Source organism: Neisseria dumasiana, assembly GCF_022870885.1.
Taxonomy (GTDB): Bacteria; Pseudomonadota; Gammaproteobacteria; order Burkholderiales; family Neisseriaceae; genus Neisseria; species Neisseria dumasiana.
On the sequence record NZ_CP091509.1, the window covers coordinates 401,379 to 411,809 of the forward strand.

The 10,431-nt window shown below is 39.7% G+C and carries 22 protein-coding genes; all 22 read left to right on the forward strand.

Going from position 1 to position 10,431, the window contains the following annotated elements:
- The first annotated feature begins 2 nt into the window (after nucleotides 1–2).
- The 22 genes from rpsC (at nucleotide 3) to rplQ (ending at nucleotide 10,414) form a co-directional block, all read left to right on the forward strand.
- Nucleotides 3–704 (forward strand): 30S ribosomal protein S3, encoded by a 702-nt coding sequence (gene rpsC, locus LVJ88_RS01770; protein ID WP_054599880.1) that lies wholly within the window; start codon nucleotides 3–5, stop codon nucleotides 702–704.
- Nucleotides 688–1,104: a 50S ribosomal protein L16 gene (rplP, locus tag LVJ88_RS01775; RefSeq protein ID WP_054599881.1), complete on the forward strand. Its 417-nt coding sequence runs from the start codon at nucleotides 688–690 to the stop codon at nucleotides 1,102–1,104. The genes rpsC and rplP overlap by 17 nt, the downstream gene beginning before the upstream one ends.
- The gene (gene rpmC / locus LVJ88_RS01780) at nucleotides 1,104–1,295 is read left to right on the forward strand and encodes a 50S ribosomal protein L29 (protein WP_054599882.1); all 192 of its coding nucleotides are present in this window, start codon (nucleotides 1,104–1,106) and stop codon (nucleotides 1,293–1,295) included. The genes rplP and rpmC overlap by 1 nt, the downstream gene beginning before the upstream one ends.
- On the forward strand, nucleotides 1,295–1,558 hold the full coding sequence (gene rpsQ / locus LVJ88_RS01785; RefSeq protein ID WP_054599883.1) for a 30S ribosomal protein S17: 264 nt from the start codon (nucleotides 1,295–1,297) through the stop codon (nucleotides 1,556–1,558). Before rpmC ends, rpsQ begins: the two co-directional genes overlap by 1 nt.
- Before the next feature lie 227 nt (nucleotides 1,559–1,785).
- The gene (gene rplN, locus LVJ88_RS01790) at nucleotides 1,786–2,154 is read left to right on the forward strand and encodes a 50S ribosomal protein L14 (protein ID WP_054599884.1); all 369 of its coding nucleotides are present in this window, start codon (nucleotides 1,786–1,788) and stop codon (nucleotides 2,152–2,154) included.
- Between the two features lie 16 nt (nucleotides 2,155–2,170).
- Entirely contained in the window at nucleotides 2,171–2,494 is a 324-nt protein-coding gene (gene rplX, locus LVJ88_RS01795; RefSeq protein ID WP_085418791.1) for a 50S ribosomal protein L24, read from the forward strand.
- A gap of 9 nt (nucleotides 2,495–2,503) precedes the next feature.
- Entirely contained in the window at nucleotides 2,504–3,043 is a 540-nt protein-coding gene (rplE, locus tag LVJ88_RS01800) for a 50S ribosomal protein L5 (RefSeq protein WP_054599886.1), read from the forward strand.
- Between the two features lie 3 nt (nucleotides 3,044–3,046).
- Nucleotides 3,047–3,352: a 30S ribosomal protein S14 gene (rpsN, locus tag LVJ88_RS01805; RefSeq protein WP_054599887.1), complete on the forward strand. Its 306-nt coding sequence runs from the start codon at nucleotides 3,047–3,049 to the stop codon at nucleotides 3,350–3,352.
- A gap of 16 nt (nucleotides 3,353–3,368) precedes the next feature.
- On the forward strand, nucleotides 3,369–3,761 hold the full coding sequence (gene rpsH, locus LVJ88_RS01810) for a 30S ribosomal protein S8 (RefSeq protein ID WP_054599888.1): 393 nt from the start codon (nucleotides 3,369–3,371) through the stop codon (nucleotides 3,759–3,761).
- 15 nt (nucleotides 3,762–3,776) lie between these two features.
- On the forward strand, nucleotides 3,777–4,310 hold the full coding sequence (gene rplF, locus LVJ88_RS01815) for a 50S ribosomal protein L6 (protein WP_085356023.1): 534 nt from the start codon (nucleotides 3,777–3,779) through the stop codon (nucleotides 4,308–4,310).
- Between the two features lie 14 nt (nucleotides 4,311–4,324).
- Nucleotides 4,325–4,678 carry a 50S ribosomal protein L18 gene (rplR, locus tag LVJ88_RS01820; RefSeq protein WP_085418792.1) on the forward strand — a complete coding sequence of 118 codons (354 nt, stop codon included), beginning with the start codon at nucleotides 4,325–4,327 and terminating at the stop codon, nucleotides 4,676–4,678.
- 18 nt (nucleotides 4,679–4,696) lie between these two features.
- Entirely contained in the window at nucleotides 4,697–5,218 is a 522-nt protein-coding gene (gene rpsE / locus LVJ88_RS01825; protein WP_054599890.1) for a 30S ribosomal protein S5, read from the forward strand.
- Entirely contained in the window at nucleotides 5,211–5,396 is a 186-nt protein-coding gene (rpmD, locus tag LVJ88_RS01830) for a 50S ribosomal protein L30 (protein WP_085356007.1), read from the forward strand. Before rpsE ends, rpmD begins: the two co-directional genes overlap by 8 nt.
- Before the next feature lie 2 nt (nucleotides 5,397–5,398).
- A complete protein-coding gene (gene rplO / locus LVJ88_RS01835) occupies nucleotides 5,399–5,833 on the forward strand; it encodes a 50S ribosomal protein L15 (RefSeq protein WP_085418793.1) in 435 nt (144 codons plus the stop codon).
- A gap of 13 nt (nucleotides 5,834–5,846) precedes the next feature.
- The gene (gene secY / locus LVJ88_RS01840) at nucleotides 5,847–7,160 is read left to right on the forward strand and encodes a preprotein translocase subunit SecY (protein ID WP_085418794.1); all 1,314 of its coding nucleotides are present in this window, start codon (nucleotides 5,847–5,849) and stop codon (nucleotides 7,158–7,160) included.
- 12 nt (nucleotides 7,161–7,172) lie between these two features.
- Nucleotides 7,173–7,391, forward strand: a complete 219-nt coding sequence (gene infA, locus LVJ88_RS01845; protein ID WP_003684714.1) for a translation initiation factor IF-1 — start codon at nucleotides 7,173–7,175, stop codon at nucleotides 7,389–7,391.
- 14 nt (nucleotides 7,392–7,405) lie between these two features.
- Entirely contained in the window at nucleotides 7,406–7,519 is a 114-nt protein-coding gene (gene rpmJ / locus LVJ88_RS01850; protein WP_003697674.1) for a 50S ribosomal protein L36, read from the forward strand.
- 64 nt (nucleotides 7,520–7,583) lie between these two features.
- Nucleotides 7,584–7,946, forward strand: a complete 363-nt coding sequence (gene rpsM / locus LVJ88_RS01855; protein ID WP_054599894.1) for a 30S ribosomal protein S13 — start codon at nucleotides 7,584–7,586, stop codon at nucleotides 7,944–7,946.
- A 19-nt stretch (nucleotides 7,947–7,965) separates the two neighbouring features.
- Complete coding sequence (gene rpsK, locus LVJ88_RS01860) at nucleotides 7,966–8,361, forward strand: 30S ribosomal protein S11 (protein ID WP_054599895.1); 396 nt, start codon at nucleotides 7,966–7,968, stop codon at nucleotides 8,359–8,361.
- A 21-nt stretch (nucleotides 8,362–8,382) separates the two neighbouring features.
- Complete coding sequence (gene rpsD / locus LVJ88_RS01865) at nucleotides 8,383–9,003, forward strand: 30S ribosomal protein S4 (protein ID WP_085418795.1); 621 nt, start codon at nucleotides 8,383–8,385, stop codon at nucleotides 9,001–9,003.
- A gap of 25 nt (nucleotides 9,004–9,028) precedes the next feature.
- Nucleotides 9,029–10,015 carry a DNA-directed RNA polymerase subunit alpha gene (locus tag LVJ88_RS01870; protein ID WP_054599897.1) on the forward strand — a complete coding sequence of 329 codons (987 nt, stop codon included), beginning with the start codon at nucleotides 9,029–9,031 and terminating at the stop codon, nucleotides 10,013–10,015.
- 24 nt (nucleotides 10,016–10,039) lie between these two features.
- Nucleotides 10,040–10,414, forward strand: coding sequence for a 50S ribosomal protein L17 (rplQ, locus tag LVJ88_RS01875; RefSeq protein WP_054599898.1), 375 nt, complete (start codon nucleotides 10,040–10,042; stop codon nucleotides 10,412–10,414).
- Nucleotides 10,415–10,431 lie beyond the last annotated feature (17 nt).

Consider the following 10,431-nt stretch of genomic DNA (forward strand, 5'->3'; position numbering starts at 1 on the left):
CTATGGGACAAAAGATTAATCCTACCGGCTTTCGCTTGGCGGTAACTAAAGACTGGTCTTCAAAATGGTTTGCTAAAAGTAGTGATTTTCCTACTGTTTTAAAACAAGATATCGATGTTCGCGAGTATTTGCGTAAGCGCTTGGCAAATGCTTCGGTAGGTCGCGTTGTAATTGAGCGTCCTGCAAAATCTGCCCGTATTACTATTCACTCAGCTCGTCCTGGTGTTGTAATTGGTAGAAAAGGCGAAGATATCGAAGTTCTGAAACGTGATTTGCAAAAATTAATGGGTGTGCCCGTTCATGTAAATATCGAAGAAATTCGTAAACCTGAATTGGATGCTCAAATTATTGCTGATGGTATCGCACAACAGCTTGAAAAGCGTGTTCAGTTCCGCCGTGCTATGAAACGTGCAATGCAAAATGCAATGCGTGTTGGAGCTAAAGGTATCAAAATTATGACATCTGGCCGCTTGAATGGTGCTGATATTGCTCGTAGTGAATGGTATCGTGAAGGTCGAGTGCCTTTGCATACTTTGCGTGCAAATGTTGATTATGCGACCAGTGAAGCTCATACAACCTATGGTGTTTTAGGTTTGAAAGTTTGGGTTTATACAGGCGAAGGTAACGAAAAAGTTTCCCAAGCGAAACCTGAGCAAGAAAAAAGACAAAGAAAGGTAGGAGGCCGTCATGCTGCAGCCAACTAGACTTAAATATCGAAAACAGCATAAAGGTCGTAACACCGGTATTGCTACTCGAGGAAATAAAGTAAGCTTCGGTGAGTTTGGCTTAAAAGCGGTTGGTCGTGGTCGTTTGACTGCCCGCCAAATTGAGGCTGCACGTCGTACAATGACCCGTCACATTAAACGTGGTGGTCGCATTTGGATTCGAGTGTTTCCTGATAAACCGATTACATCTAAGCCTGCAGAAGTTCGTATGGGTGGCGGTAAAGGTTCTCCTGAGTACTACGTTGCCGAAATTCAACCAGGTAAAATGTTGTACGAAATGGATGGTGTTCCTGAGGCTTTGGCTCGTGAAGCATTTGAGTTGGCCTCTGCTAAACTGCCGATTCCGACAGTATTCGTAGTAAGACAGGTAGGTCAATAATGAAAGCGAATGAACTAAAAGACAAATCGGTTGAGCAATTAAACGCAGATTTGCTTGGTTTGCTAAAAACCCAGTTTGGCCTGCGCATGCAAAATGCTACTGGTCAATTAGGTAAGCCGAGTGAATTAAAAAGAGTACGTCGCGAAATTGCCCGTATTAAAACCATTTTAACTGAAAAAGGTGCTAAGTAATGAGCGAATCAAAAAATGTTCGTACTTTGCAAGGCAAAGTGGTTAGCGACAAAATGGACAAAACAGTAACCGTTTTGGTGGAGCGAAAAGTAAAGCACCCCTTATATGGTAAAATTATCCGCCGTTCTACCAAGATTCATGCTCATGACGAGCAAAATCAATATGGCATTGGAGATGTGGTTGTGATTGAAGAAAGTCGTCCTCTGTCAAAAACTAAATCTTGGGTTGTTAAAGAGTTGTTGGAAAAAGCGCGCTCTGTTTAAAATTTTAAACAGTAATGCTTTAAAATGGAAACGAAGTCTTGCATCAATAGCAATTTGCATGTAAACTTCGTTTCTTCTCTTCAGTTTCTCTTTGAGAACTTTCTCCCTTCGGGATCCAAGACTGGTTTGCTAGAACCTAATATAGGTTTCAGTTAAGTATTGTAAATTTCATGTTGCAAAACTAGCTGAAAAAGGTAAATTAAGTTGGTTTTTTAAAAGGTAATAAAATGATTCAAATGCAGACCATTTTAGATGTGGCTGATAACTCTGGTGCGCGCCGTGTAATGTGCATCAAAGTGTTAGGTGGATCTAAGCGTCGTTATGCTTCGGTTGGCGACATTATTAAAGTTGCAGTTAAGGATGCGGCTCCGCGTGGTCGTGTGAAAAAGGGTGATGTATTTAATGCTGTTGTAGTTCGCACTGCAAAAGGTGTGCGTCGTCCTGATGGTGCACTGATTAAATTTGATAATAATGCGGCTGTTTTATTGAATAATAAGCTTGAGCCTTTAGGTACTCGTATTTTTGGCCCGGTTACTCGTGAGCTGCGTACGGAGCGCTTTATGAAAATTGTTTCATTGGCACCTGAGGTATTATAAGGAAGGAATAACGGCGATGAACAAAATTATTAAAGGCGACCAAGTAATTGTGATTGCTGGTAAAGATAAAGGTAAACAAGGTCAAGTGGTAAAGGTTTTAGGCGACAAGGTTATTGTTGAAGGTATTAATGTTGTTAATCGTCATCAGAAGCCAAATCCTATGCGCGGTATTGAGGGCGGTATTGTTGTGAAAAACATGCCTTTAGCTATTTCTAATATTGCTATTCTTAATCCTGAAACAAATAAAGCTGACCGTGTTGGTATCAAGTTGGTTGAGAGTGATGGCAAAGTAAAGCGTGTCCGCTTCTTCAAATCTAATGGCTCTATCATTGGGGCATAAGGAGATAATATGGCTCGTTTGAGAGAGTTTTATAGCAGTACTGTGGTGCCGGAATTGATGAAGCAATTTGGTTATAAGTCAATTATGGAAGTGCCTCGTATTGAGAAAATTACATTGAATATGGGTGTTGGTGAAGCTGTTGCTGATAAGAAAGTTATGGAGCATGCTGTTGCCGATTTGGAAAAAATTGCTGGTCAAAAACCAGTAGTGACTGTTGCTCGTAAATCAATTGCGGGTTTTAAGATTCGTGATAACTATCCGGTAGGTTGTAAAGTTACTTTGCGTCGTGACCAGATGTTTGAATTTTTGGATCGCTTGGTTACTATTGCCTTGCCTCGTGTACGTGATTTCCGTGGAGTTAGCGGTAAATCTTTTGATGGTAGTGGTAACTATAATATGGGTGTGCGTGAGCAAATCATTTTCCCGGAAATTGAATATGACAAAATTGATGCTTTGCGTGGTTTGAACATTACTATTACAACAACTGCTAAGACTGATGAAGAAGCAAAAGCTTTGTTATCATTGTTTAAGTTTCCGTTTAAAGGATAATTCATGGCTAAAAAAGCACTTATCAATCGCGAATTAAAACGCGTTGCTCTGGCGAAAAAATATGCCGCTAAGCGTGAGGCTATTTTTGCTATTATTAATGATTCAAATGCTTCGGATGAAGAACGTTTTGAAGCTCGTTTGAAACTTCAAGCCATTCCTCGTAATGCTGCACCTGTACGTCAGCGTCGTCGCTGTGCTCTTACAGGGCGCCCTCGTGGTACCTTCCGTAAGTTTGGTTTGGGTCGTATTAAAATCCGTGAAATTGCTATGCGTGGCGAGATTCCGGGTGTTGTTAAAGCTAGCTGGTAATAGGAGTAATAATTATATGAGTATGCATGATCCTATTTCCGATATGTTGACTCGTATCCGAAATGCACAGCGTGCAAACAAAGTTGCCGTTTCTATGCCTTCTTCTAAATTGAAATGCGCCATTGCTAAAGTATTGAAAGAAGAGGGTTACATTGAAGATTTTTCAGTTTCGAATGACTTGAAACCTGTTTTGGAAATTCAATTGAAATATTATGCAGGTCGCCCTGTTATTGAGCAGATTAAACGTGTATCACGTCCTGGTTTGCGTATTTATAAAGCCTCTAATGAAATTCCGAATGTAATGAATGGCTTGGGTGTGGCTATTGTAAGCACTTCTAAGGGTATAATGACAGATCGTAAAGCTCGCTCGGAAGGTGTCGGTGGTGAGTTATTGTGTATTGTTGCCTAGGTGGGAGATTTTAAGATGTCACGTGTAGCTAAAAATCCAGTGACTGTTCCTGCTGGGGTTGAAGTAAAGTTTGGAACAGATTCCATTGTAGTTAAAGGTAAAAACGGTGAGTTATCTTTACCTTTATCTGCTGATGTTTCAATTGAATTAAACGAAGGTGAATTAACTTTTACCGCAAAGAACAATACTAAGCAGGCAAATGCTATGTCTGGTACCGTTCGTGCTTTAGTCAATAATATGGTTAAAGGTGTTTCTGAAGGCTTTGAGAAGAAATTGCAACTTATTGGCGTGGGCTATCGAGCCCAAGCTCAAGGTAATGTGTTGAATCTTTCTTTAGGTTTTTCTCATCCTGTTGTTCATGAAATGCCTGAGGGTGTTTCAGTGCAAACGCCAAGTCAAACAGAGATTGTTTTGACTGGTGCGGATAAACAAGTTGTTGGTCAAGTTGCTGCGGAAATTCGCTCATATCGTTCACCTGAACCTTATAAAGGTAAAGGCGTTCGCTATGTTGGGGAAGTAGTAGTAATGAAAGAAGCCAAGAAAAAATAATTGAGGTTTTCCTAATGAATAAACATGTAACCCGACTGCGTCGTGCTCGTAAAACTCGTGCTCGTATTGCAGATTTAAAAATGGTTAGATTGTGCGTATTTCGTTCAAACAGCCATATTTATGCACAAGTTATTAGTGCCGAAGGTAATAAAGTTTTGGCTCAAGCTTCAACTTTGGAGGCTGAAGTACGTAATAATCTAAAGTCAGGTGGTAATATTGAGGCAGCTGCGATTGTAGGTAAGCGAATTGCTGAAAAGGCTAAAGCTGTTGGTGTTGATAAAGTTGCTTTTGATCGTTCTGGTTTTCAATATCATGGTCGCGTGAAGGCTTTGGCTGAGGCTGCGCGTGAAAATGGCTTAAGCTTCTAAAAGATTTGGAGATTTCAAATGGCAAAACATGAAATTGAAGAGCGCGGTGACGGCTTAATTGAGAAAATGGTAGCTGTAAATCGTGTAACAAAAGTAGTTAAAGGCGGACGCATTATGGCTTTTTCGGCTTTAACAGTGGTTGGTGACGGAGATGGCCGTATCGGCATGGGTAAAGGGAAATCAAAAGAAGTTCCCGTAGCCGTGCAAAAAGCGATGGATCAAGCTCGTCGTTCGATGATTAAGATACCATTAAAAAATGGTACAATTCATCATGAAGTAATCGGTAAACACGGCGCAACTCGTGTATTTATGCAACCTGCTAAAGAAGGTAGTGGTGTTAAGGCTGGTGGTCCGATGCGTTTAGTATTCGATGCGATGGGTATTCATAACATTTCTGCAAAAGTGCACGGTTCTACAAATCCTTATAATATTGTGCGTGCTACTTTAGATGGCTTATCGAAGTTATACACTCCTGCTGATATTGCTGCTAAACGTGGATTGACTGTTGAAGATATTTTAGGAGTCAATGGTAATGACTGAGCAAAAAAAAATTAGAGTAACTTTGGCAAAAAGTTTAATCGGTACTATCCAGTCTCATCGTGCTTGTGCGCGCGGATTAGGCTTGCGGCATCGCGAACATACTGTTGAGGTTTTGGATACTCCTGAAAATCGTGGCATGATTAATAAGATCAGCTATCTATTAAAAGTGGAGTCTTAATAATGTTTTTAAATACTATTCAACCTGCTGAAGGCTCAACTCATTCTAAGCGGCGTGTTGGCCGTGGTATTGGTAGTGGTTTAGGAAAAACTGGTGGGCGTGGCCATAAAGGTCAAAAAAGCCGTTCTGGCGGTTTCCATAAAGTAGGCTTTGAAGGTGGACAAATGCCTTTGCAGCGACGTCTGCCTAAGCGTGGCTTTAAGTCTTCATCAACGGCTAAAAATGCAGAAATTACTTTGAATGAGTTATCGTTAATTGCAGTTGATGTAATTGATTTGTTAACTTTAAAACAAGTTCGCTTGGTTGATTCGCGTGCTCAAAGCGTTAAAGTGATTGCTTCCGGTGAGATTCAAAAAGCAATTGTTTTAAAAGGTGTTAAAGCTACAGCAGGTGCGAAAGCAGCAATTGAGGCTGCTGGTGGAAAAATTGAAGAATAAGGCTTAGATTTAAGTGGCTAATCAACTATCTTCATTAGTACTAAAAAAGTACGGTGATCTTAAGCAGCGATTATTATTTTTGCTTGGGGCATTAATTGTATTTCGTATTGGTGCTCATATACCCGTGCCAGGTGTTGATGCAGTTGCTTTAGCTAAGTTATATGAAAGCGCAAGCAGCGGCATCTTGGGCATGTTAAATGTGTTCTCAGGAGGCTCGCTGGAGCGCTTTAGTATTTTTGCTATCGGGATCATGCCTTATATTTCTGCGTCAATTATTGTTCAATTGGCATCAGAAATTCTTCCAACTCTCAAAGCGTTAAAAAAAGAAGGAGAGGCAGGAAGAAAAACCATTACTAAGTATACTCGTTATGGCACCGTTGTCTTGGCTCTTCTGCAAAGTTTTGGTGTTGCAACCTTTGTTTATCAGCAAGATGTGGTAGTAGTTTCTCAAATTGAATTTTATATTTCAACTGTCATATGCTTAGTAACGGGAACAATGTTCTTGATGTGGTTAGGGGAGCAGATGACTGAAAGAGGAATTGGTAATGGTATATCTTTAATAATTACCGCTGGTATTGTTTCGGGAATGCCATCGGCAATTTCTCAGCTATTAACTTTAACTAGTCAAGGTTCAATGAGTATATTAATGGCAATAGCCATTGCACTAGGCTCATTATTATTGGTTTATATTGTTGTATACTTTGAAAGTGCTCAGCGTAAAATACCGATTCAGTATGCTAAACGTCAAATAGGTAATAGAATCTTTCAAGGACAAACTACTCATATGCCATTTAAGTTGAATATGGCAGGAGTTATTCCTCCTATTTTTGCATCGAGTATCATACTGTTTCCTTCAACATTGGTGGGTTGGTTTGGTTCTGTTGGTTCGAGTGGTTGGTTAAGTAAATTAGCAGCATTGTTACAACATGGGCAACCGATTTATATTTTGTTATTTGCTAGTACAATTATATTCTTTTGCTATTTTTATACAGCTTTAGTATTTAGTCCTAAAGAAATGGCTGATAATCTGAAAAAAAGTGGTGCATTTGTTCCAGGCATTAGACCTGGTGAACAAACATCTAAATATTTGGAAAAAATTGTATTACGTTTGACTTTTTTTGGTGCTTTATACATTACTGTTATTTGTTTAATTCCTGAATTTTTAACAACAGCTTTAAATGTGCCTTTCTATTTGGGTGGAACTTCATTGCTGATTCTTGTAGTCGTTACGATGGATTTTTATACCCAAATTGCATCATATAGGATGACTCACCAATATGAGCATTTAATTAAGAATACTGATATGAAATCATTATCAAGTAATTGAAAATTATGAATTATGGCTAAAGAAGACACTATACAAATGCAAGGTGAAATCCTAGAAACTTTACCTAATGCGACTTTCAAAGTAAAACTAGAGAATGATCATGTTGTTCTAGGACATATCTCTGGAAAAATGCGAATGCATTATATTCGTATTTCTCCTGGTGATAAAGTTACTGTTGAGCTTACTCCATATGATTTGACTCGTGCACGTATAGTGTTTCGAGCTAGATAAAGAAAGGAAATAAAATGCGTGTACAACCTTCTGTAAAGAAAATTTGCCGTAACTGCAAAATTATTCGTCGTAATCGTGTAGTGCGTGTAATTTGTACTGATCCCCGTCACAAACAACGTCAAGGTTGAGTATTTTTTACTTGAAAATGATTTTGTGGTATAGTGATAAAATTTTGCCCTTAAAGGAAATGATATGGCTCGTATTGCAGGGGTGAACATCCCTAACCATGCTCATATCGTAATTGGCCTTCAGGCTATTTACGGTATAGGCTCTACTCGTGCTAAATTAATTTGCGAAGCTGCTAATATTACACCTAGCACCAAAGTGAAAGATTTGGATGAGTCACAATTAGAAGCATTGCGTGAGCAAGTTTCTAAGTTTGAGGTAGAAGGCGATTTGCGTCGTGAAGTGACAATGAGTATCAAGCGCTTGATGGATATGGGCTGCTACCGTGGCTTCAGACATCGTCGTGGTTTGCCTTGTCGTGGGCAGCGTACTCGTACAAATGCCCGTACCCGTAAAGGTCCGCGTAAAGCAATTGCCGGTAAAAAATAATTTTTGAGGATTTTAATTAATGGCTAAAGCAAACACAGCTTCACGTGTACGTAAAAAAATACGTAAAACCGTAAGTGAAGGTATTGTGCATGTACATGCATCTTTTAACAATACCATCATTACTATTACCGATCGCCAAGGAAATGCGTTATCTTGGGCTACCTCTGGCGGAGCTGGTTTTAAAGGTTCACGTAAAAGTACACCTTTTGCTGCTCAAGTAGCAGCAGAGGCCGCTGGTAAAGTTGCCCAAGAGTATGGCGTTAAAAATTTAGAGGTTCGCATTAAAGGTCCTGGTCCAGGTCGTGAATCTTCAGTTCGTGCGCTCAACGCTCTTGGTTTTAAAATTACCAGTATTACTGACGTTACCCCGTTGCCTCATAACGGTTGCCGTCCGCCTAAAAAACGTCGTATTTAAGATTATTGGAGTGATTGATATATGGCACGTTATATTGGCCCTAAATGTAAATTGGCGCGTAGAGAAGGAACCGATTTATTCCTGAAAAGCGCAAGACGTTCTTTAGAATCTAAATGTAAAATGGATTCTGCTCCTGGTCAGCATGGTGCAAAAAAGCCCCGCTTATCAGATTATGGTTTGCAATTACGTGAAAAACAAAAAATTCGTCGAATCTATGGGGTTTTGGAACGTCAATTCCGACGTTATTTTGCAGAAGCCGCGCGACGCAAAGGTTCTACAGGTGAATTGCTTTTGCAACTTTTAGAATCTCGCTTGGATAATGTTGTATATAGAATGGGTTTTGGCTCTACTCGTGCAGAAGCCCGTCAACTTGTTTCACACAAAGCGATTGTAGTTAATGGTCAGGTTGCCAATATCCCATCTTATCAAGTTAAAGCTGGTGATGTTGTTAGCGTTCGCGAAAAAGCTAAAAAGCAAGTTCGTATTCAAGAAGCTTTGGGTTTGGCTACTCAGATTGGATTGCCAAGCTGGGTTTCAGTTGATGTGAATAAAATGGAAGGTGTATTTAAGAATATGCCTGATCGCTCAGAATTAACTGGCGATATTAATGAACAGCTGGTGGTAGAATTCTATTCTAAATAATGCTAGCTCAGTGAGGGACAGTTAAATGCAAAATGGCACTTCCGAATTTTTGAAACCTCGTCAAATTGATGTGGATACTTTATCTGCGACTCGCGCTAAAGTATCTATGCAGCCATTTGAGCGTGGTTTCGGTCACACTCTTGGTAATGCTTTGCGTCGTATCTTACTGTCATCCATGAATGGTTTTGCACCTACTGAAGTAATTATTTCTGGTGTATTGCATGAGTATTCTACTGTTGATGGGGTTCAAGAAGATGTAGTCGATATTCTGTTGAATCTCAAAGGTGTAATATTTAAATTACACGGTAGAAACTCTGTTCAATTATCCTTGAAGAAATCTGGAGCAGGTTTAGTGTTGGCAAGGGATATTGACTTGCCACATGATGTTGAAATCATTAATCCTGAACATGTAATTTGTCATTTGTCTGATAACGGTCAGATTGAAATGGAAATTAAAGTAGAACAGGGGCGTGGTTATCAATCTGTATCTGGACGTCGTATTTTGCGCGATGAAAGTAAACAAATTGGTGCAATTCAATTGGATGCGAGCTTTTCGCCCATCAGTCGTGTTAGCTTTGAAGTTGAACCTGCTCGAGTAGAACAACGCACAGATTTAGATCGTTTGGTTCTAGATATTGAAACGGACGGTTCTATTGATCCTGAAGAAGCTGTGCGTAGTGCGGCACGTATTTTAATTGATCAGATGTCTATTTTTGCAGATTTGCAAGGTACACCGATAGAGGAGGTTGAGGAAAAAGCACCTCCTATTGATCCTGTATTATTGCGTCCTGTAGATGATCTAGAATTAACTGTTCGCTCAGCTAACTGCCTGAAAGCTGAAGATATTTATTATATTGGTGATTTGATTCAGCGTACTGAAACCGAGCTTCTTAAAACACCTAATTTAGGCCGTAAATCTTTGAATGAGATTAAAGAAGTATTAGCCTCTAAAGGTTTGACTTTAGGTTCCAAATTAGAAGCTTGGCCCCCGGTGGGTTTGGAAAAGCCGTAAGTTTGAATATTAAAGGATTATGACATGCGTCATCGTAATGGCAACCGTAAATTAAATCGCACTAGCAGCCATCGTGCTGCAATGTTGCGCAATATGGCAAACTCTTTATTAAGCCATGAAACTATCGTAACTACTTTACCTAAAGCGAAAGAATTGCGTCGTGTGGTAGAACCGTTAATTACTTTGGGGAAAAAACCCTCATTGGCTAATCGACGTTTGGCCTTCAATCGAACTCGCGATCGTGATATCGTTGTTAAATTATTCGAAGATTTAGGACCTCGTTTTGCTAGTCGTAATGGTGGTTACGTACGCATTTTGAAGTATGGTTTTCGAAAAGGCGATAATGCACCTTTAGCTTTAGTTGAGCTGGTTGAAAAAACTGAAGGTGAAGCAGAGTAATAGCCTAGGGAAATACT

What these genes read in the sequence shown, in the direction of transcription:
- rplE (WP_054599886.1), top strand. Translation starts at nt 2,504, where the DNA reads ATGGCTCGTTTGAGAGAGTTTTATAGCAGTACTGTGGTGCCGGAATTG.
- rpsQ (WP_054599883.1), top strand. Translation starts at nt 1,295, where the DNA reads ATGAGCGAATCAAAAAATGTTCGTACTTTGCAAGGCAAAGTGGTTAGC.
- rplN (WP_054599884.1), top strand. Translation starts at nt 1,786, where the DNA reads ATGATTCAAATGCAGACCATTTTAGATGTGGCTGATAACTCTGGTGCG.
- rpsM (WP_054599894.1), top strand. Translation starts at nt 7,584, where the DNA reads ATGGCTCGTATTGCAGGGGTGAACATCCCTAACCATGCTCATATCGTA.
- rplF (WP_085356023.1), top strand. Translation starts at nt 3,777, where the DNA reads ATGTCACGTGTAGCTAAAAATCCAGTGACTGTTCCTGCTGGGGTTGAA.
- rplP (WP_054599881.1), top strand. Translation starts at nt 688, where the DNA reads ATGCTGCAGCCAACTAGACTTAAATATCGAAAACAGCATAAAGGTCGT.
- rpsH (WP_054599888.1), top strand. Translation starts at nt 3,369, where the DNA reads ATGAGTATGCATGATCCTATTTCCGATATGTTGACTCGTATCCGAAAT.
- rplX (WP_085418791.1), top strand. Translation starts at nt 2,171, where the DNA reads ATGAACAAAATTATTAAAGGCGACCAAGTAATTGTGATTGCTGGTAAA.
- rpsN (WP_054599887.1), top strand. Translation starts at nt 3,047, where the DNA reads ATGGCTAAAAAAGCACTTATCAATCGCGAATTAAAACGCGTTGCTCTG.
- rpsC (WP_054599880.1), top strand. Translation starts at nt 3, where the DNA reads ATGGGACAAAAGATTAATCCTACCGGCTTTCGCTTGGCGGTAACTAAA.
- rpsE (WP_054599890.1), top strand. Translation starts at nt 4,697, where the DNA reads ATGGCAAAACATGAAATTGAAGAGCGCGGTGACGGCTTAATTGAGAAA.
- rpmD (WP_085356007.1), top strand. Translation starts at nt 5,211, where the DNA reads ATGACTGAGCAAAAAAAAATTAGAGTAACTTTGGCAAAAAGTTTAATC.
- rplR (WP_085418792.1), top strand. Translation starts at nt 4,325, where the DNA reads ATGAATAAACATGTAACCCGACTGCGTCGTGCTCGTAAAACTCGTGCT.
- rplQ (WP_054599898.1), top strand. Translation starts at nt 10,040, where the DNA reads ATGCGTCATCGTAATGGCAACCGTAAATTAAATCGCACTAGCAGCCAT.
- rpmJ (WP_003697674.1), top strand. Translation starts at nt 7,406, where the DNA reads ATGCGTGTACAACCTTCTGTAAAGAAAATTTGCCGTAACTGCAAAATT.
- rplO (WP_085418793.1), top strand. Translation starts at nt 5,399, where the DNA reads ATGTTTTTAAATACTATTCAACCTGCTGAAGGCTCAACTCATTCTAAG.
- rpsD (WP_085418795.1), top strand. Translation starts at nt 8,383, where the DNA reads ATGGCACGTTATATTGGCCCTAAATGTAAATTGGCGCGTAGAGAAGGA.
- LVJ88_RS01870 (WP_054599897.1), top strand. Translation starts at nt 9,029, where the DNA reads ATGCAAAATGGCACTTCCGAATTTTTGAAACCTCGTCAAATTGATGTG.
- rpmC (WP_054599882.1), top strand. Translation starts at nt 1,104, where the DNA reads ATGAAAGCGAATGAACTAAAAGACAAATCGGTTGAGCAATTAAACGCA.
- infA (WP_003684714.1), top strand. Translation starts at nt 7,173, where the DNA reads ATGGCTAAAGAAGACACTATACAAATGCAAGGTGAAATCCTAGAAACT.
- rpsK (WP_054599895.1), top strand. Translation starts at nt 7,966, where the DNA reads ATGGCTAAAGCAAACACAGCTTCACGTGTACGTAAAAAAATACGTAAA.